The 19,707-nt window shown below is 66.5% G+C and carries 15 protein-coding genes and 1 pseudogene; 9 read left to right on the top strand and 7 right to left on the bottom strand.

The genetic code is table 11. The features are described 5' to 3' along the window. Nucleotides 1-101 precede the first annotated feature (101 nt). Both WK25_RS30805 and WK25_RS23585 read right to left on the bottom strand, forming a co-directional pair. A pseudogene (locus WK25_RS30805) lies at nucleotides 102-324 on the bottom strand (DNA polymerase/3'-5' exonuclease PolX); the annotation flags it as partial. 168 nt (nucleotides 325-492) lie between these two features. Beyond that, the gene (locus tag WK25_RS23585; RefSeq protein ID WP_040139666.1) at nucleotides 493-885 is read right to left on the bottom strand and encodes a TraR/DksA family transcriptional regulator; all 393 of its coding nucleotides are present in this window, start codon (nucleotides 883-885) and stop codon (nucleotides 493-495) included. Between the two features lie 366 nt (nucleotides 886-1,251). Between WK25_RS23585 and WK25_RS31840 the strand changes: the two genes are divergently transcribed. Further along, complete coding sequence (locus tag WK25_RS31840) at nucleotides 1,252-1,425, top strand: hypothetical protein (protein ID WP_167432669.1); 174 nt, start codon at nucleotides 1,252-1,254, stop codon at nucleotides 1,423-1,425. Between the two features lie 77 nt (nucleotides 1,426-1,502). On the opposite strand, the gene WK25_RS23580 is transcribed toward WK25_RS31840, so the two are convergent. Then, nucleotides 1,503-2,912 (bottom strand): undecaprenyl-phosphate glucose phosphotransferase, encoded by a 1,410-nt coding sequence (locus WK25_RS23580; protein ID WP_069243520.1) that lies wholly within the window; start codon nucleotides 2,910-2,912, stop codon nucleotides 1,503-1,505. 11 nt (nucleotides 2,913-2,923) lie between these two features. Next, the gene (locus WK25_RS23575) at nucleotides 2,924-3,706 is read right to left on the bottom strand and encodes a Crp/Fnr family transcriptional regulator (protein WP_040139665.1); all 783 of its coding nucleotides are present in this window, start codon (nucleotides 3,704-3,706) and stop codon (nucleotides 2,924-2,926) included. Nucleotides 3,707-4,621: 915 nt separating this feature from the next. On the opposite strand from WK25_RS23575, the gene WK25_RS23570 reads away from it, so the two are divergent. The 6 genes from WK25_RS23570 (at nucleotide 4,622) to WK25_RS23545 (ending at nucleotide 11,521) form a co-directional block, all read left to right on the top strand. Then, nucleotides 4,622-5,404, top strand: a complete 783-nt coding sequence (locus WK25_RS23570) for a Crp/Fnr family transcriptional regulator (protein ID WP_040139664.1) — start codon at nucleotides 4,622-4,624, stop codon at nucleotides 5,402-5,404. A gap of 169 nt (nucleotides 5,405-5,573) precedes the next feature. Then, nucleotides 5,574-5,825, top strand: a complete 252-nt coding sequence (locus WK25_RS23565; protein ID WP_040139663.1) for an acyl carrier protein — start codon at nucleotides 5,574-5,576, stop codon at nucleotides 5,823-5,825. Continuing rightward, nucleotides 5,822-7,018 carry an acyl-CoA dehydrogenase family protein gene (locus WK25_RS23560; protein ID WP_069242889.1) on the top strand — a complete coding sequence of 399 codons (1,197 nt, stop codon included), beginning with the start codon at nucleotides 5,822-5,824 and terminating at the stop codon, nucleotides 7,016-7,018. The genes WK25_RS23565 and WK25_RS23560 overlap by 4 nt, the downstream gene beginning before the upstream one ends. After that, complete coding sequence (locus WK25_RS23555) at nucleotides 7,015-7,995, top strand: amino acid--[acyl-carrier-protein] ligase (RefSeq protein WP_040139661.1); 981 nt, start codon at nucleotides 7,015-7,017, stop codon at nucleotides 7,993-7,995. The genes WK25_RS23560 and WK25_RS23555 overlap by 4 nt, the downstream gene beginning before the upstream one ends. Next, on the top strand, nucleotides 7,992-9,047 hold the full coding sequence (locus tag WK25_RS23550) for a DUF1839 family protein (protein WP_069243519.1): 1,056 nt from the start codon (nucleotides 7,992-7,994) through the stop codon (nucleotides 9,045-9,047). The genes WK25_RS23555 and WK25_RS23550 overlap by 4 nt, the downstream gene beginning before the upstream one ends. Then, nucleotides 9,044-11,521, top strand: coding sequence for a glycosyl hydrolase 2 galactose-binding domain-containing protein (locus tag WK25_RS23545; protein ID WP_069242888.1), 2,478 nt, complete (start codon nucleotides 9,044-9,046; stop codon nucleotides 11,519-11,521). The genes WK25_RS23550 and WK25_RS23545 overlap by 4 nt, the downstream gene beginning before the upstream one ends. Nucleotides 11,522-11,607: 86 nt before the next feature. On the opposite strand, the gene WK25_RS23540 is transcribed toward WK25_RS23545, so the two are convergent. Further along, a complete protein-coding gene (locus WK25_RS23540) occupies nucleotides 11,608-12,999 on the bottom strand; it encodes a sigma-54 dependent transcriptional regulator (RefSeq protein ID WP_040139659.1) in 1,392 nt (463 codons plus the stop codon). Nucleotides 13,000-14,131: 1,132 nt separating this feature from the next. On the opposite strand from WK25_RS23540, the gene WK25_RS23535 reads away from it, so the two are divergent. Next, complete coding sequence (locus tag WK25_RS23535; RefSeq protein ID WP_069243518.1) at nucleotides 14,132-14,716, top strand: drug:proton antiporter; 585 nt, start codon at nucleotides 14,132-14,134, stop codon at nucleotides 14,714-14,716. Beyond that, nucleotides 14,713-16,284, top strand: a complete 1,572-nt coding sequence (locus WK25_RS23530) for a mannose-1-phosphate guanylyltransferase/mannose-6-phosphate isomerase (protein ID WP_059546739.1) — start codon at nucleotides 14,713-14,715, stop codon at nucleotides 16,282-16,284. Before WK25_RS23535 ends, WK25_RS23530 begins: the two co-directional genes overlap by 4 nt. A 77-nt stretch (nucleotides 16,285-16,361) precedes the next feature. On the opposite strand, the gene WK25_RS23525 is transcribed toward WK25_RS23530, so the two are convergent. Both WK25_RS23525 and WK25_RS23520 read right to left on the bottom strand, forming a co-directional pair. Continuing rightward, on the bottom strand, nucleotides 16,362-17,642 hold the full coding sequence (locus WK25_RS23525; RefSeq protein ID WP_069242887.1) for a hypothetical protein: 1,281 nt from the start codon (nucleotides 17,640-17,642) through the stop codon (nucleotides 16,362-16,364). Nucleotides 17,643-17,690: 48 nt separating this feature from the next. Beyond that, nucleotides 17,691-19,631 (bottom strand): alpha/beta hydrolase, encoded by a 1,941-nt coding sequence (locus WK25_RS23520; RefSeq protein WP_156789092.1) that lies wholly within the window; start codon nucleotides 19,629-19,631, stop codon nucleotides 17,691-17,693. Between the last annotated feature and the right edge of the window lie 76 nt (nucleotides 19,632-19,707).

Below are 19,707 nucleotides of genomic sequence, written 5' to 3'. Positions count from 1 at the left end.
TGCGCGCGCCGTCAGGCGGCGCTCGGGCAGATGCGCCGGGCCGTGGTGCTCGTGCCGCTTGCGCCCATCGTCCTCGCCGGCAGCGGTTGCGGTTGCGGTTCCGCGAGCGTGCACAGCTTCGCCGCGAAGTCGGCACCGATCGACGGGATTGGCGCGAGATCGCCCGCGTTCGCGATCATCGCGGGAATGTCGCGCCCGTAGTCGTCAATCGTGCCGGACGCGTCGCGATTCGCGCGCACCCCTGAACGGATGCGCATCCTGGATTTCGCGCATGTCGGAAACTTCAGCGAATACGGCCGCGCACTCGTCATTGCGGATCGGCATGATCGGCGTGGCTCGCGTTCCACGTAGATGGCGTCGTGCAATGGCGCGACGGCGTCGATCCGGCCGTCGCCGCATGTCGACGGCGGCGCTCGCCCGGTGGTCATCCTGCGCCGGCTGCCGGTAGCGTGCGGCGCGGGGCGCGCGATCCGCACGGCCCCGGCGCCGACATCAGAGCGATGCGCGCGGTGTCGTCGCGTAGCGGCGCTCGTACACCGACTGGCAATGCGTGCAACGTTCGGCGGACGGCAGCGCGAGCAGCCGCTCGTAGCCGACCGGCGCATCGCAATCGATGCATTCTCCGTAGCTGCCGTCGCGCATGCGCTGCTGCGCACGCGCGATCGCGCGTAGCTCGGCCAGCTTCATCCCGATCAATGCGTGGTCGGTGTCCACGAACAGATCGGCGTTTGCTTCGTCGCCCTCGTCCGGCGCCGCGCCGGCGAGTTCGGCATAGGACTCGAGCGAGCGCTGATCCTCGCTCGTGCGAATGTCCGCCCGCAACGCCTGCTCGCTGTCGGCCAGCAGCCTTTGCAACGTCTGCCGTTGTTGCTGATCGAGCGCCATCGCCGTCTCTCCTTTTCCGGTTCCGCGCAATCAGACATGCGGCGCGCGGTTTTCGCGGCGGTGCGCGGCGGCCATGCATACTCGCTTGCCGCGCCCGGATGCACGTGCGCCCGCACGAAACGGCGCACGCATTCGACGCAGCATAAACCCAATGAACCCGCATGTGTTGACCGGCATCAGCAGCCGCGAGCGAGCGGACGCGGCGCGTGCCGCGCGCGAAAGCGGGGACGGACGCGAATACGGAGCGCCGCTCATTCGTCTGACGCAGCCGCCGTTGAGGTCGATCAATCCCCTGTACAAAGTTGCGTCATAGATTGAGCGCATGCGCGGCGGATTCGCCCGCTTGTTCTTTTCGAGGAGAGAGCGATGTTGTTCGGCGTCGTCATCTGGGTAGCCCTGGCGGCCCTGTTCCCGACGATGGTCGTGCCGACGATCCAGCACGCCATCCAGCCATCGAGCGCGCAGGCCGCACCCGACGAGCGCCCGGCCGCGTCGCCCGCCGCGTTGCCGGCGGCCGGGCAGCCGCCGGCGGACGGCTGAAGCGCGGCCGGGACTGTGCGATCGCAGCGGGCGTAGATCACGTATCGCACATCCGCGACGATTGGCAATCCTCTACATCAAAATGCGTTGCGCCCGATGAAGCCGCGCACGATCGTCAGCAGGATGATCTTCATGTCGAACCAGAAGCTCCAGTTCTGCATGTAGAACAGATCGAACTTCACGCGCGCGGCCATCGCCTCGACCTTGCGCGTCTCGCCGCGATAGCCGTTCACCTGCGCCCATCCCGTGATCCCCGGCCGCACGCGATAGCGGTACATGTAGCAATCGACCAGTTGCCGGTAGAAATCGTCGTGTTCGATCGCGTGCGGACGCGGGCCGACCACCGACATCTGGCCGAACAGCACGTTGAAGAACTGCGGGAGTTCGTCGAGCGACGTACGCCGCAGGAACGCGCCGACGCGCGTGATGCGCGCATCGTTGCGCGACGCCTGGCGCACGACACCGGGCGATGAACGATGCGCGCGCATCGTCCTGAACTTGAGAATGTGGAACTCGCGGCCGTCGGCGCCCTTGCGGCGCTGCCTGAACAGTACCGGCCCCGGCGACGACAGCTTCACCGCGACCGCCAGCACCGCGAGCAACGGCAGCAGCGGGATCAGCACGGCGACCGCGAACAGCCGGTCGAACGCGAATTTCGCCCACAACTCCGGCGCCGAGCGCGGCGTGGTCGCAAGGTTGATCGCGGGCATGCCGAGCACGTCGGTCGCGGAGCGTTCGACGACCGCCATTTGCCGCACATCGGGCAACAGCCGCAACTCCACGAACTCGTCGCGCAGTTCGCGCACGATGCGCCCGATGCGCGACTCGTGCGACATCGGCAGCGTAAGCCACGCTTCGTCTATCTCGCCGCTGCGAATCATGCGCTTCAGCGCGGCCCAGTCACCGATCACCGGCACGCCGCCGATTCCGTCCGCCGCCACGGCCGAACCATCGTCGTCGAACACGCACGCGGCTGCGAACGGCCCGTCGGGCTCCAGCTGCATCCGCTCGATCGCGACGCGTCCATATGCGGTTGCGCCGACAATCGCGACCCGTCGCTGGCGCGCGCGCGGATGGCCGCGCTGCAACACGAGCGTGCACATCGCGAGCCTGCCGACCAGCAGCGCCGCGTCGCCGGACAGTACCGTGCGCGCGATCCAGCGGGTCGTGACCGTGCCGCTGCGATTGAGGATCCAGCTTGCGCCCGCCATCGTCAGCGCGCTCGCGCACAACACGGCCACCACCGTGCGCGTGAGCATCGAACTGCCGCGGGGCATCGACGCCCCAACGTGCGGCGCACGCGCGGCGTCCGGCAGCAGCGCGACGGTCAGCACGCACAACAATGCAATCGCGCCGCGCTGCGCGTCCAACAGGTCGTGCCACGCAATGCGCATCGCCGCCTGCGCCGCAAGCACGCCCGCCAGCATGAGCGCGACGTCCGCCGCGGCGATCGCTGCATGCCGCGTCGCAATCGTTCCACCCGACATCGAATGCATCGTCACGCACCGTGTGCCGGGAAACCGCCATGCATCTCCGGCAGCCGTGCCCGCACCGGCATCGACCTCGCGCCGGCTCGCGCACCCAGCAGCCGCCGATAGTCTGCGCGGATCAGCTCGTAACATTCGCATGCCTGACGCTCGAGACCATCGCGATCGATCACGGTGATGCGCCCGCGCCGCTGACGGATCAGCCCGGCTTCCTGCAGGTTGCCGGCCGCTTCCGTCACGCCTTCGCGACGCACGCCGAGCATGTTCGCGATCGTCTGTTGCGTGACCGCCAGTTCGTCGCCGTCGATCCGGTCATGCGCGAGCAGCAGCCAGCGGCTCAACTGTTCGCTGACCGAATGATGCCGGTTGCACAGCGCGCTGCGCGAAATCTGCGCCATCGTCGCCTGGCAGTAGTTCAGCAGCAGCCGGTAGGTCGCCGGCGAACGCTCGAATTCAGAGCGCATCACGCAGGTCGGCACACGATAAGCCATCCCGCCGATGCGCACTTCGACGCGGTTCGACACGGCGATGCCGCCGACGAGCGTTGCCAGCCCCACGACTCCCTCGCGGCCGACGACCGCAACCTCCACCATCGCGCCGTCCTCCATCAGGTGCTGCACCGACATCATCGCAGTCGTCGGGAAATGCAGGTGGCGCATCGGTTCGCCGACCCGGTCGAGCATGCCGGCCTTGATCCTGACCAGCTCGAGGTGCGGTGCGATGGCCCGGATGCTGTCCTCCGGGAGGGCATTGAGAATGGCGTTCGCCGAGAAGCTCGAGTGAAGATGAAGCATGGCTGTTTCCCTTTTTTGTTCCGCGCCGCATGCAGCCGCGTCGACGGAATTCGTTATCGCAATGCGCGTACGTACTGCGGCCCGGGTTGCGGCCCACAACCCCGGATCGAACCGGCCGCCGGCTTCTCCCCGACGGATCGATTCGACAGTCCCGCTTCGACACGCCCGCCCGAATAAGCGATTTACGTGCCAATACCGGCTCGTCCTTAATATATGAATGACAGTCGTTTTAGAACGGCCGAATAACCGTCTCGGAACCACAAAAAATGTCTCATTTCCGGACACCCGGCGCCGCAGCGGACACGTCGCGCGATTCGACTGATCAATGGCGACGTGGCGCGCAGCGGCGCCAGCAGCGCGGCACGGCGCTGTTCGTTCAAATACTTACGCGACCTTTTCAATCGTTTCCGTGATGTCTCGCCGCGTCCGCCGCTGCTGCCAGCGCGTCAAATGCTCGTTTGAAACTGTCTCAAATTTGAATCGCCCCACTCATTATCGAATTTGTGGCCAAACGCACACATGACATACAAGGCCATGATTTTATTAAGTAAACAAGAGCCACCCTCGCGATTGTCAAATACTGTTCAATGCCATCTATATTTTTTTCTTGTAGGATTCATCGCGCCGCCCGATTCATTCCACAACGGCGCCGAATTCTCCGCTTATCTGCCAATCCATTTCAGGTCGATTAATACATGGAAACGAAAACTTCAAATTCACATGACATTCTTCATTTACCCGAGATCGTCAAACTTTGTGAAGTGACAAAGTACCGGGCTTATTGAATTAAATTGCGTGCTAGCCTTTTCGCGCGGTCGGCATTCCAATTCCGACCAATCCAAAATCCGCACGTGCGTGCTAAATGCCGCCAGGATGCCGCGCATGCCGTGCGATCGCCCTCTGCGAGGATGTGCCGTGACCTACCAGGCCAATGACGCTGCCGCCCACACTGGCGGCATGATCGATCTTTCCCCGAGCTTCGACACCAACCGGTTTCTCGCTGCGCTCGATCGCGACGAGCGCGCGACGCTGATTGCCAACCTGCAACTGGTTCACCTGAAGTCGGGGCAAGTGCTGTGCGAACCCGGCGAGATGCTCGCCGCGGTGTACCTTCCCGTAACGACCGCGATTTCGCTGCAGTACGTGTCGTCGGGCGGCATGACGCTCGAAGTGGCCGAGATCGGCAGCGAAAGCATCGTGTGCGACGACGTGATCGGCGGCAGCGGCCGGATGCCGTGCCGCGCCGTCGCGTGCCGCGACGGTTTCGTCTATCGGCTCGACCGGCGCGTGTTCGCCGCCGCGTTCGACGCGTCGCCGGTGATTCGGCATCTCGTGTTCGTCTGTGTGCGGCTGCTGATGGCGCAGGTTTCGCAGATCACGTTCTGCAGCCGTCATCACGTGCTCAAACATCAGTTATGCAGATGGTTCCTGCTCGCGTACGACCGCTCGCGCAGCATCGAGATCCAGGTCACGCACAGCATGCTCGCGCAGATGCTCGGCGTGCGCCGCGAAACGGTCACCGACGCCGCCGGCGAAATCCAGAAGCTCGGACTGATCCGCCAGTACCGCAGCTCGATCGTGCTTGCCGATCTCGGCGGCCTCGAGAAGCTGTCGTGCGGCTGCCGTGCGATCGTGCGCGACGAGATGAAGCGCATCCTGTCGGCCGATTCGGGCGTGGCGGCCGCCGCACGCGCGTGAGCCCTGCGGCTTTTCGGCGCGCGCGGGCGCGCCGAGTCAGCGGATTGTAGGGTGGCGAACAGATCGCCGTGCGCGCGAATGGTCTACTGATGCCGGACTGCCGGGGGGAATGTCAGCGCGATGCGCGCGTCCGCCCGCGCGGACGACACCATGCACGCCGGAGCCGCACGTGAAAAACGACATCAGAACCATCCTCAAGCACGTCGCCCACCTCGAAGCCGCGATCGATTCGATCGGTGACGGGGACGACCTTTACGAAGCGGGCCTCTCCTCGCTCGATACGATCCAGTTGATGCTCGCGATCGAGAAGCAGTTCAACATCGAGATTCCCGACGAGATGCTGAACCGCAATCTGTTCCGCAGCATCGATGCGCTCGCGGACACGATCGCCACCCTGCAACGCGCCGAGCATTCCGCATGAGCGCGCTACTTCCGGAATTCGCCGCCGGCGGCGAAACGCACCGCCTCGACGACGCCGCGCGCGCGGTCGCGCAGATCGCGGCCCAGCACGCGGATGCGGTCGATCGCGACGCGCGCTGCCCCGTCGAGGCGATCGAGGCGATGCGCGCGCGCCGCCTGCTGAGCGCGATGGTGCCGACGCATCTCGGCGGCGCCGGCGCATCGCTCGCCGACATCGCGTCGGCATGCTCGATTCTCGGCCAGGCCTGTGCGTCGTCGGCAATGGTGTTCGCGATGCACCAGATCCAGGTCGCCTGCATCGTCGATCACGCCGTCGACCAGGGCTGGCACAAGCTGTTCCTGCAGCAGCTCGTGCGCCATCAGTGGCTGCTCGCGTCGGCGACGTCAGAGGATGGCGTCGGCGGCAACCTGCGCGCGAGCCAATGCGCGCTCGACACCAACGGCGGCGAGTTCCGGCTGCACAAATCCGCGCCGACGATCTCGTACGGCGATTATGCGGACGGCATCCTCGCGACCGCGCGACGCGACGCCGACGCGCCGCCGTCCGAACAGGTGCTCGTCACGCTGCTGCGCGACGGCTATACGCTCACGCGGCGCGGCGAATGGGACACGCTCGGCATGCGCGGCACGTGCAGCAACGGCTTCGTGCTCGACGCGCAGGGTGCGACCGTGCAATGCCTGCCGGTGCCGTTCGCGCAGATTGCCGAACAGACGATGGTGCCCGTATCGCACATTCTGTGGGCCGCGGTATGGATCGGCGTGGCCGGCGACGCGTTCCATCGCGCGCACCAGTTCTTCCGTGCACAGGCGCGCCAGACCGACGGCGCGCCGTCGCCCGCATCGCGACGCATCGCCGAATCGCTCGCGCTGATGCAGGCGATGCAGTCCCGTGTCGACAACGTGCTGCGCCTGCAGGCCAGCCCGACGACGCGTTCGTGGTCGGCCGGCATGGCCTGGGCCGCCGAGATCAACACGTTGAAGACGTATGTGTCTTCGACTGCGCTCGAGGTCGTCCAGCAGGCGATGATGATCTGCGGGATGGCGGGCTACAAGCACGGCACGCCATACAGCATCGGTCGCCACCTTCGCGACCTGCACGCGGCGCCGCTGATGATCAGCAACGACCGCATCGCCGCCAACACCTCCAACCTGCTGCTCGCACTGCGTCCCGCGACGCTGGAGAAACACTCGTGAACGATCGCCTTTCCGTGCCTTCCCCCGCTCCCGCCGCTGCGCCGCCGGACGCACCGCTCGACCGTGCGGGCGTCAACCCGCTGCGCGACGAACTCGTCGACGCGGGCCTGCTGGTATCGACCGGCATCCAGGGCCTGTTCGGCCGCAGCCAGCGGTTCGAGCGCGTCGTCGAAGCGCTCGACGCATTCGTCACGCGCATCGGCGCCGACCAGCAAGCCGAAGTGCTGCGCTTCCCGCCGGCGATGAGCCGCATGGAATTCGAGCGCAGCGAATACATGAAGAGCTTTCCGCAGCTTGCGGGCAGCGTGCATGCATTCTGCGGCGACGAACAGCGGCACCAGCGCGTGCTGCAATGCCTCGACCGCGGCGAGGACTGGACAGAAAGCCAGAAGCCGACTTACGTCGTGATGACGCCCGCCGCGTGCTACCCCGTCTATCCGGTCGTCGCGAACGCGGGTGCGCTGCCTGACGACGGCCGCATCGTCGACGTGTTCTCGTACTGCTTTCGCCACGAGCCCTCGCTCGACCCGACGCGCATGCAGCTGTTCCGGATGCGCGAATACGTGCGTATCGGCACGCCCGAGCAGATCGTGGAATTCCGCCAGACGTGGATCGAGCGCGGCACGCGGATGATCGACGCGCTGCGCCTGCCCAATGCGATCGATCTGGCGAACGATCCGTTCTTCGGACGCGGCGGCAAGATCGTCGCGAACAGCCAGCGGGAACAGAACCTCAAGTTCGAGCTGCTGATCCCGATCGAGCACGACGGCCGGCAGACGGCATGCCTCAGCTTCAACTACCACATGGATCACTTCGGGCTGCTGTGGGACATCCGCACCGCGACGGGCGACGTCGCGCACACCGGCTGCGTCGGGTTCGGCCTCGAGCGGCTGACGCTCGCGCTGTTCCGTCATCACGGTTTCGATATCGACGCGTGGCCCGCGGACGTGCGCGACGTGCTGTGGGGCACGCGATGAAATTCGTATCCCGCGGCGGCGAAGATACGTCGTTCGAGGACGTGCGCCATCGCGCACGCCACTATCGTCCACACCCGCTGCACAGTCAGGAGATGGTCTGGAAACAGACCAACTGCTACGTCGACATGTGGCTCGAGGTGCTTCGCTGGTGGGGTCTCAATCCGTACGCGGCGCTGCCGTTTACGATCGCGCTCGATTTCGAAGGCGACCAGTTCACGTTCTTCAAGTTTCCGCACGACGAACTGGAGCGGCTCTACGGGATCGTCGTGCAGGAGCATTCGATCTACGAGCCGCTTGACCAGCACATCGAGACGCAGGTTGCACGCGGTCACCTGATGATCGTCGAGGTCGACGCGTGGTTCCTGCCCGACACGCGCGGCAGCAGCTACCGCACGCAGCATACGAAGACCACGATCGGCATCGATTCGATCGACCGCGCGAACCGCCAGATCGGCTATTTCCACAACAGCGGCTATTACGTTGCCGACGATTTCGACTACAACGGGCTCGTCGGCAACAGTTCGCCGATGCCGCTGCCGCCCTACGTCGAATGCGCGAAGCGGCGATTCCCGCCGCTCGACGAGCGCGCGCTGTGCGAAGTGTCGCTCGCATCGCTGCAGCGGCATTTGCGCCGTGTGCCGATCGTCAACCCGGTCGCAGCATTCCGGCGCCAGTTGCAGATCGATGCGCAAGCGCTCGCCGATTCCCCGCTCGAGCGCTTTCATGCGTACTCGTTCAATTCGGTGCGGCAGCTCGGCGCGAACTTCGAGCTGTTCGGCCACTACGCGCGTTGGCTGCAGGCGAGCGGTTGCGTCGGGCCGTTCGCCGAGATCCGCGCGGCGTGCGATCGGATCGCGGCCGAAGCGATGGTGCTCGAATTCCGGCTCGCACGTGCGTGCGCGCGCGGCAAGGAAGAGCGCGGCGACGGGACGCTCGATGCGATCGAGACCGCATACGGCGACCTGATCGACTGCGCGCGGCAGATCGCTCCGCCGCTGCGAGTTGCGGCACCCGTTCGTGTCGACGCGGCCCCCGTGCCGCTGGTGCGGTGACGCGCACGCGCGCCGCACGCACGTGGTCGATGCTGGCGACGGCGGCGGGCGCCGTGCGGGAACCGCGCGCGCTTCCCGCCGGCGCCGGCTGGATCGCAGCTCCGGTGCCCGGTACGGTCGCGCAGGCGCTTGCGCTGGCCGGCCGCAGCGACGACGCGGCGTCGCTCGCCGAGCGCGACCACTGGTATCGCGTCGACCTGCGCGGACACGGGCCGCGCGTGCTGCGTTTTCACGGTCTCGCAACGCTGGCCGAAGCGTGGCTCGACGACACGCCGATCTTGCGCTCGGACAGCATGTTCGTCGCGCACGACGTCCCCGTAACGCTCGACGGCGTGCATCGGCTGTACATCTGTTTCCGCGCGCTCGCGCCGCACCTGCGCGATGCGCGCGCGCCTCGCCGTGCACGCTGGCGCACGCGTCTGGCCGAACCGGCGACGCTGCGCGCCGTGCGCACGTCGCTGCTCGGGCACATGCCGGGCTGGTTTCCCCGTTGCGTGCCGACCGGTCCGTGGCGGCCCGTCGACGTGCTCGACCCGGCCGACGGCCCCGTGCTGATTCATTGCGATCTGCACGCGCGCGTCGACGGCGACACCGGCTGGCTCGATGCGGAACTCGCCTTCGCGGCGCCGCTGCCGGACGCGTTTACGGCCCGGCTGTCGTGCGGCGAACACCAAGCGACGCTCGAGCGCACCGGCGCCGACCGGCTGCATGCGTCCGTCGCGGTGCCGAACGTGCGCCGCTGGTGGCCGCATACGCACGGCGAACCGGTGCTCTACGACATCGCGCTGCACATCGGGGCGGAGCGCCGACCGCTCGGCGCAACCGGCTTTCGCACGATCGAACCGCATGCGGGCGACGACGGCAAGGGCTTCGGGTTGCGCGTAAACGGCGTGCCGGTGTTCGCGCGCGGCGCGTGCTGGAGCAGCGCCGCACCGCTCACGCTGCACGCAGACGACGCAACCTATGGCCGCCTGCTCGGGTACGCGCGCGACGCCGGCTTCAACATGATCCGCGTCGGCGGCACGATGACTTACGAGGCCGATGCATTCCACGCGTGGTGCGACCGGCTCGGGCTGATGGTGTGGCAAGACTTCATGTTCGCGAACTTCGACTACGGGCTCGACGATCGTGCACTGGCGGACGCCGTCGATCGCGAAGCCTCCCAGTTCCTCACGCGCCACCGTGCGTCGCCGTCGCTTGCGGTATTGTGCGGCGGCAGCGAGATCGCGCAGCAGGCCGCGATGTCGGGGCTCGGACCGAGGCAGCGCTTTCTCGAGTTGACCGCCGAACGCCTCGCGAGCCATGCGGCAGCGCGACGGCCCGATACGGTCTACGTTCCCGATTCGCCCGACGGCGGCGTGCTGCCGTTCGTGCCGCGCGAGCGGGTGTCGCACTACTACGGTGTCGGCGCGTACTTGCGCCCGCTCGACGACGCGCGTCGCGCCGACGTGCGCTTCGCGAGCGAATGCCTCGCGTTCTCGAACGTGCCATGCGATGCGATGCTCGCCAGCCTCGGCTGGCCGGGCGTTCACGAGCCGCGCTGGAAAGCGGCCGTGCCGCGCGACCCTGGTACTTCGTGGGATTTCGACGATGTTCGCGACCACTATCTGCACACGCTGTACGACGTGGCACCGGACCGGCTGCGGCGCGAGGATGCGTCGCGCTACTTCGAGCTGTCGCGCGCGGTGATCGCCGACCTGATGCGCGACACGTTCTCCGAATGGCGTCGCACGGGTTCGCGCTGCGCAGGCGCGCTCGTCTGGCAGTTCCAGGACGTGATGCCGGGCGCCGGATGGGGGGTGATCGATGCGGCGCATCGCCCGAAGTCCGCGTGGTATGCACTGCGCCAGGTGCTTCAGCCGGTGCAGGTGCTGCTCGTCGACGAAGGGCTGAACGGGGTCGACGTGCACGTGATCAACGAACGCGCGGCGCCGCTGGCGGCCGCCGTCGAGCTCGTCGCGCTGCGCGACGGCCGCACGCCGGTTGCACGGGCCGCCGGGCCGGTCCGGATCGCCGCGCACGATACGATTCGGCTCGGCTCGGCCGAATTGCTCGGCCGCTTCTTCGACTGGACCTATGCGTATCGCTTCGGACCTTGCGAGCACGATACCGTCGTCGCGACGCTGCGCGGCGACGACGGCACGCTGCTGTCGCAGGCGTTCTACTTTCCGTCCCGCACGCATCCGGCCGTGTTCGCGCGCCGTGAACCCGGCATCGAAGCATGCGTGTCGCGCAGCGGCGGTACGTGGCACGTCGACATCGACACGCGCCACGTCGCGCGCCACGTGCAGATCGATGCTCCGGGTTACGTGCCGCGCGACGAGTGGTTCGATCTCGCGCCCGGCACGCCGGCGCGGGTCGCGCTGATACCGCTCGCCGCCCCCGGCGAAGCGCGGGCCGACGATGTGCCGCCGAGCGTCGAGATCCGTGCGGTCAACGCTGCACGTAGCGTGCGCGCGACGCCGGCCGGCTGACGCTGCCGGCGCGATTCGGAACGACGCGCAGCCGCGCGCGGTTGCGAGTTAAGAGGTTACGCGCTTGCGTCGCCGCACTGCGCGCGTCAGTCCGACGAGCCCGTGCCGCGCGGCCGCTCGATGCCATACGCCTCCATCCACCGATAAAGCGTCGCACGCGACACGCCAAGCTCGCGCGCGGAAGCGGCGACGCGCCCGCGCGTGCGCAGCAACGCCGTTTCGATCGCTTCGCGCTCGATCGACTTGCGGATGTCCGCGACGGACGGCGACGCCGCATCGAGACAGTATTCGAGCTCGAGGTCCTGAGCGGTGATCAGCCTTCCTTCCGTCATCACGACGGCGCGGCGCACGCGGTTGATCAGTTCGCGAACGTTGCCGGGCCAGTCGTGCTTGTAGAGCGCCGTGATCGCATCGGTCGAGAAGCCGCGCACGCGATGGCGCGCGTCACCACGAAAACGCTCGAGCATGTGGTGCGCAAGCAGCTCGATGTCCTTGCCGCGCGCACGCAGCGGCGGCTGATCGATGCGCATCACGCAAAGGCGATGGAACAGGTCCGCACGAAACCGCCCTTCTTCCATTGCTTCGCGCAGATCGACGTGCGTCGCCGACACGATCCGCACGTCGACCGGCACAGGGTCGCTGCCGCCGAGGCGATGAATCGCGCGTTCCTGCAGGAAGCGCAGCAGGCTCGCCTGGCTCTCGTGCGGCAGATCGCCGATTTCATCGAGCAGCAGCGTCCCGCCGTTCGCGGCTTCGACGTAGCCGATCTTGCGCGCGTTCGCGCCGGTGAACGCACCGCGCTCATAGCCGAACAGTTCGGATTGCAGCAGGTGCGGCGGAATCGCGCCGCAGTTGACCGCGACGAACGGGCCGTTGCGCCGCTCGGAGTGACGGTGAATTGCGACGGCCGTGAGCTCCTTGCCGGTTCCCGTCTCGCCGAACACGAACACCGGGGCGTCGGTGCGCGCAAAGCGCCGCACCGTATCGAACAGGCGCAGCATCGCGCTGCAGGTGCCGACGATGCCGTTCTCCTGCGATTCGAGCCGCTCGCGATCGCGCGCGAACAGGCATTCCATCCCGTACGCATGGCCGACCGTATCGGCGATCCTTTGATGCGACGCTGGCAACGTGATGTAGTCGAAGCAATAATCGCGCAACAACGCGCGCACGTTCGGCGACGCGGTCTGGCCGGCTTCGACGAGCGCGACCCACACGACGTCGCGCATCGATGCGCACGTCGATGCGATGCTGCCGATCGCGTCGGCATGGCCGCCGCTCAGGTCGAGGATGCCGCAGGTGATTTCGCCGGACGTGTCGCGCAGTTCGCTCGCGTGCGCGACGGTCGTCACTTTCCAGTCGCGCCGCGCGAGTTCCTTGCGGAGCATGACGGACGGCGACTGCGTCCAGTAAATCAGCGGACGCTGCCCGTTCGCCTTCCCCCCGTCGGCGCTCTTATCGCGCGTTATTGGCATATTCATAACGAACCATCACTTTTTGCACTCCGCGGACCGTTCGCGCGCACGCGGATGGCGGCTCGTGGCCGCCGGTCAGCGCTGCGTTTCCACAGCTTTGGCCAAGATCGAAAATACACACGGCGAGTGCCCCCGGAGATCGAGCCGGATGTCATCCGGCCTCGTTGTCATCGAACTCGAAGGGAATGCGCGGCCCCGGGCCACGGCATTCCGGCTTTGATGCGACGCGCCGTCGGACGGGGCACGTCGGCAAACGGAAACTCCGTCCGCATTTGCGTCGCGTCGTACACGACAGTCGCGCTCGATGCTGAACCGGATGGCCGCCAGCCCGTCTCCGAAATGGCGCCCTCGTTTGATCCACTCCTGAATCTACACCGCGGTTGGAATGCCGTTGTTACCAAAAGAAAACATCTATTCAGCCCGTTACGCGAAAGTAACCCGACGCGTCGCATGTTTGACGACTCAGATTTGATTATCCACGACCATTCCCGTCAATCAGTGGCAAATACTACTTTTCTGCAACATTCGGGCACGCATTGCCCGCGATTCTCGCCGAAATCGCGGAAAAAATCCGGACAGGCTGTTTCGACGGTCGGTAATCGCATGTCCGACACGACGCCAGCATGACACGTCGGGCGCGCGCGGCGCGATTGTATTCGTTACAACGCCGTAACGACGCTGACGGACGCGCCGCCGCCGGCCCCGGCAGCATGGCGGCGCGCCGGACGGCCGGTCAACGGCCGGGAATCGGCAGCGGTCGGCAGGGACCGCCGCACATGCTGCGGCAACGCAGCACGGCCGACGTGCACGACGCGCGCCCAGTTCGGCGGCCCGCCATCCCGACGCTCGACGCGCGGTTTTCCGGCAAGACCGCAGGCTTGCTGAAAGGATCCGGCAACGCCGTCGCTCAATTATCGACAAGCCGCTGCGCGGCCACTGTGTGCTGCCGCACATTGCGTGGCCCGCGGCATTGGCCGGCGCAGCGCGCAGGGGAACCCGCCGCGCAAAACCGGAGCGTGAGTACGCTTTCGAACAGACCGGCCGGCGCGGCATCCGCATGATGGGCGTTGCCGCATCGCGCGACACGCCTGCGTTCGTGCGACGCGGCGAGCTGAAGGCTTCACACGAGGACCGCATCATGGAATGGCATTGTTGTGAATTCGATCATCTGAGCGCCGTCGATCTGTATGCAATCCTGCGCGCGCGCAATGCGGTGCTTGTGGTCGAGGACGCGCACACGCATCTGGACATCGACGGCAAGGACGCGCACGCGTTGCACGTGTACGCGCGTCTGCATCGCGGCGATACCGCGGAAGTCGTCGCGTATGCGCGCGTGCTGCCCGGCGACGACGTCGATCCGGACGTCGTCATCGACAAGGTGCTGACGAGCGAGGCGTGCCGCGACGACGCGACGCTAGAGCAACTGATCCAGCGCGCAATCACGGCCGCTCGCGCCGCGTGGCCCGACGTTGCGGTGCGCACGCACGTTCCCGCGCAGCGCCAGGCGTTCTACAAACGCTTCGGGTTTCGCAAGGCCTACGGTCCGTTTCTCGAACAGGGTTCGCCGTTCGTCGGCCTCGTGCGGCCGGCGGAGCGCGCGGCCGGTGCACTGCGTCAGCTGCTGTCGCGAGCCGTCTCGACATCGCAGTCGGCCAGCGAGGATCCGCGCGTCGACGGCCGTACACACAACCGGCTGTCCGCCGATACCGGAGCCAATCGATGAACACCATTCTTCGTCCGGTGCCCGAACCCGACCTTCCCTGCATCCTGCCCGTCATTCTCGCCGGCGGGTCCGGCACGCGGCTGTGGCCGCTGTCGCGCGAGCAGTATCCGAAGCAGTTGATCGAGCTGACCTCGAACGAGTCGCCGCTGTCGGCGACCGCACGGCGCCTGAACGGCATCGCGAACGCGTCGCTCGGCGACACGCTGCTGCTCGTATGCGGCGAACAGCATCGGATCATGAGCGCAGCGCAGGTGCTCGGACGCGGGGCGCCGGCCCGCATCCTGCTCGAGCCCGCCGCGCGCAATACGGCGCCTGCGCTGACGCTCGCGGCGCTCGACGCCAGCGCGCTCGCGAACGATCCCGTGCTCGCCGTGATGCCGGCCGATCACGTGATCGGCGACGTGGCGGCATTCCAGGACGCGGTGGGGCGCGCGGCGCGCTATGCGCAGGAAGGCGCGATCGTCACGCTCGGCGTGCTGCCGCGCCGGGCGGAAACCGGCTACGGCTACATCCAGGTCGGCGAACCGCGCACCGGCCGCCTCGGCGGACAAGGCGGCTACTCGATCGGCCGCTTCGTCGAGAAGCCGACCGCCGCCCTCGCCGACCGCTACCTGCAATCGGGCGATTACTGGTGGAACAGCGGCATTTTCGTGACGCGCGCGTCGATCTGGCTGAAAGCGATTCGTGCACTCGCGCCGGACATCCATGCGGCCTGCGAAGCGGCGTGGCGCGCAGGCATTGCCGAGGATCCGTTTTTCCGGATCGATGCGGCGGCGTTCGACGCATGCCCGTCCGACTCGATCGACTACGCGGTGATGGAGCGGCTGTCGGAGAGTCCCGAACTCGGCATCGAAGGAATCGTCGTGCCGCTTTCGGCCGGCTGGTCGGATGTCGGCACCTGGGATGCGATCTGGGAAATCATGCCGAAGGACGACCGGGGCAACGTCGCGCGCGGCCCCGTCGTGTTCGACGAAACGCAGGACAGTCTCGTGCGCTCCGAAGGCAGGCTGATCGCGTGCGTCGGGATGAAGGACGTCGTCGTGATCGAGACGCCCGATGCAGTGCTCGTCGCGAACAAGCACGACGTGCAGCGCGTGAAGGACATCGTCGCGCGCCTGAAGACCGAGCGGCGGCCGCAGGCGAGCGAACACCGCAAGGTTCGGCGGCCTTGGGGGCACTACGATTCGATCGATCTGGGCGAACGGTTCCAGGTGAAGCGGATCGTCGTCGAACCGGGCAAACAACTGTCGTTGCAGATGCATTACCACCGCGCCGAGCACTGGATCGTCGTGCGCGGCACCGCGAAAGTCACGCGCGGTGACGAGAGCTTTTTGCTCAGTGAAAACGAATCGACGTACATTGCAGTCGGCGAAGTGCATCGTCTCGAGAATCCCGGGCGGATTCCGCTCGAAATCATCGAGGTGCAGTCGGGCGATTATCTCGGCGAGGACGACATCGTGCGGTTCGACGATCAGTACGGGCGCACGACGATGAGCGCGCCGCGAACGCCGGCGGCCGAGCCGGCCCCTGCGCCGCTCGCGCACTCGACGGCAGACGACGTGCAGTAAGCTGCCGGCAGCGCGCGCGTGAGCCGGCAACGGCATGCGCTCGCGCACGGCGCGCCGCCGCTTCGCATCGCCGCCGGCTACCGGACCACGATCGCAGGCGACACGACGTTCTGGATAAACGGCTTGCCGACTGCCTCGATGAAATAGACGGCGGCTTCGGCATCAGGCAGCGGCATGCTCGTCGTGTCCGCCGGATAGCGTCCGACCCGCCTGAACGACGACGCGCCGAGTTGCCGGTAGAGCTCGAGGTGGTCGACCGTTTCCGGATGCGTGAGCCGTACGCTCAGCGTGCGCCCCGTTTGCGCCGCGCTTACCGCCGCGCAGCTCGCGATGCCGGGCTCGAGCGCGGTTCCCTCCTCGTAGTCGTTCCACGTGATCAATTGCACGAACGGAAGCTGATGCCGCGCATCGTAGCGGTCGTTGATGCTCCTGAACGTGTCGAGCCAGGTCTGGCCGCACGCTTGCTCGAGGTAGCTCGGCTCGGCGGCGGCCCATGGCGCGCGCGAATCGTCGAAACCGCTCCATGCCCCGCCGACCGTGATCGGCCCCGATCCCTTTTTCATTGCGAATTCGTAGAAGCGCGCCCGATGCGCGCGGTCGCGCAAGCTGCCCACGTGCGCGAGCATTCTCGACGACGGTTGCACCCAGACGAATCCGCCATTGCTGTACGGAACGTCGAATCCCGACGCGTGCGTATGGATCCAGTAGATCTCCGGGTGGGCGGCACGGATTCTCGCCCAGTCCGCCTTTCCGGCCGCTTCGATCGCGAACTCGAACACGACGGGATGACCGTCGTAGCGCAAGTATTGCTTCGACGTGAAATATTCGCGCGCTGCGTAATCGAGGTGGTAGAGGATGGTATCGGTCAGATCGCAGCCGCGACATGCGTTGAACTTGAATGTGCCGCTGTCGATCATGATCGAAAACGTCATCCGCGGAAACCTTGCCAGTGCCGGCATAGACGCTTTCCACGCCGTATCGACGAAATGTCCCTTTCCATACCAGTCGACGACAACACCATCGACACCGCGCGAATGCATGTCCTCGAAGGTCCGCAGCGCCTGGCTCGGATCGTCGGATCGATAGCCGACGGCGACCCCGCGACGATCTGGCCCCCACCAAGGCAGATAGTGGGCCAATACACGGGTCGTGCTGCCGGGATACAGCAGCGTATGTACGTCGACTTTCGAAACGGACGTCATGCCGCCGGGGATGCCATTGGGCGATCCGGCGAAAGCGCGGCTGGCCGACGTGTTTGCCGGCGCCAATTCCGGCACGTGCTCTTCGCCATGGCCGCTGCCGGCCGACAACGCGAGCGCGCCGAATGCCGTCAACAGGATGCGCTTAAATATCTGCATGGGTTTCCCGATCGTGAAGGTCCAGGTGGCCTGCCAGCAGCAGTGCCGTCAGGTCGGCACCTGCGGCCGACGGTAGCGGCCGCGCAGTTCGCGGCCGGCCGGTTTGCCGACCGACGCATGCGCGGCGCCGAGTTGCTGTGTGAACTCCACGCACAGCTCGACGACCTTGTCGACCGCCTGCCCGCCAAACACGCTGTGATCGACTTCGTCGAGCACCGCCGCTCGGGCAGACCGGAATCGCTCCAGTCGCTTGCCGCGTCGACCGAAATGCATCGTCATCAAGTCGAGGCTGCTGTCGTACGCGCCGCATACGAACAACGTGCTCACACCATTTCGCTGCAGCGCACGCATCACCTCGTGCGGATCGGTCGGGACCGCATCGGCGGCCGGCGGGCGAGCGCCCCGGCGCCGCGCAGCCGCGACGCGGTTCGACAGCAGCGTCCACGTCCGCCTCAGCATCAGGCGAACGAACGGCCATATTCTCCGTTCGCCGCGCAGCACCTGCACCCATTTCGACAGATCGAAAAACGACGAGCGATATCCGGCGAGCGAATTGGATTGATATTGGTGCAGCGATTCCACCGACACGCCTTCCGGAATGTAAAAACTCTGCAGGTTGACCGACACGACGCCCGACAGCGAGCGTCCCAGCAGCCCGGCTCGCAACGCACTGTACGCCCCCGAACAGATCCCGAACGACACCACGTTCCGGTATCCGCATGCCTTCAGCCAGTCTGCGGCGGCCGCAGCGTCCTCCACGGTCGTCTTCGAATAGACCGGTTGCAGTGCCATCCGCGCCGCCATCGCGCGCGACACCGCGCCGTCGCCGATGCCGCGCGCGTCAAAGCGCAGCGATGCGATGCCTCGACGGGCGATCTCGCGGGCGATGCGCACCGACAGCCGGCTGTCGCCGACATGCGGGCTGGCGGACGTGTTCGTGATCAGCACCGCCGAGTCCGGATCGGGCGAACTCGCCGGCACGCAGAGGATACCGAACAAACCGTCGGCGCCGAATCGCACCGGCCGCTCATGAACGTCCGCCATGCGCAGCACCCCGCCCGGGCCGAGGTCGGGCCAATCGGCCGCGGTGTGCGCCGCGACGCCGGCCGCCGGCTGCGCGCCAATCGGAGCCGAGATCCAGTCCACCACCGCGGCGAACACGCGTTCGGGAAGCTTCGAGAACACCGACTCCTGCATGAAGGCCCCATAGCCGTCGAAGGTCCGCGATTCGGCCTGTCCCCCCAACGCACGGATGCATGCGCACATCGGCTCGCTGTCGGCCGGATGCACGTCGAACACCAGCGTGCGCGCGGCCGGCGCACGCGTGCCCACCTTCAGCACGGCAGCCGCGTCGAAACGCTTCAGCCGATCGCGGAACGTCGCGCTATAAACCTGCCCGAGTACATTGAGCAACGCGTCGCGCTGCTGCACCGCCCGCAACGGCGCCGGCAATTGCTCGAGCCAGATAGTGCGAACGATCGACAACTCTCGCAAATAGCTGCGACCGTTCACCACCGGCGCGAGCATCACGAGTTCGTCGACATCGACCTGCCCGGCCGCAATCAGCATGAACGCCGCGCCAAGCCGCAAGCCGCACAATGTGACATGGGTCACACCCGTTTCTTCCCTGAGCCGCCCGATTGCCGCAACGACGTCGACGACAGCCGTGTCGAACTGGTCGCTTGCACCGTCGCCGCCCGCGGAATCCCCGGTGCCGCGATAGTCGAAACGCAACACCGGGATGCCGCGGGCCGACAATCGGTCTGCCAGTTCACGCATGCCGCCGTGGCTCCACACCGCTTCGTGGCCGTACGCGCTGCACAGAACGACGCCTCGCGTTCCACTCCCCGGATGCAGCCATCCAAAACACTCACCAAACAGGATTGGTCTCATTCTTGTATTTGATATCCGTATCGAATTGGAGATTGCACGCGTTCGTCTCGCGGCGAAGTCCCGCTGACGGTCGAGCGCAAATCGCTTTGTGGACAAAGGCGGGCTCCTTTTACCGCCGTCACGTCCCGCTGACTTCGACGACGTCCGCAACCTCGGCGCCCTCGCGCCGCCG

The organism is Burkholderia latens (assembly GCF_001718795.1).
Lineage (GTDB): Bacteria > Pseudomonadota > Gammaproteobacteria > Burkholderiales > Burkholderiaceae > Burkholderia > Burkholderia latens_A.
This window is presented reverse-complemented; position numbering and strand designations above follow the sequence as displayed.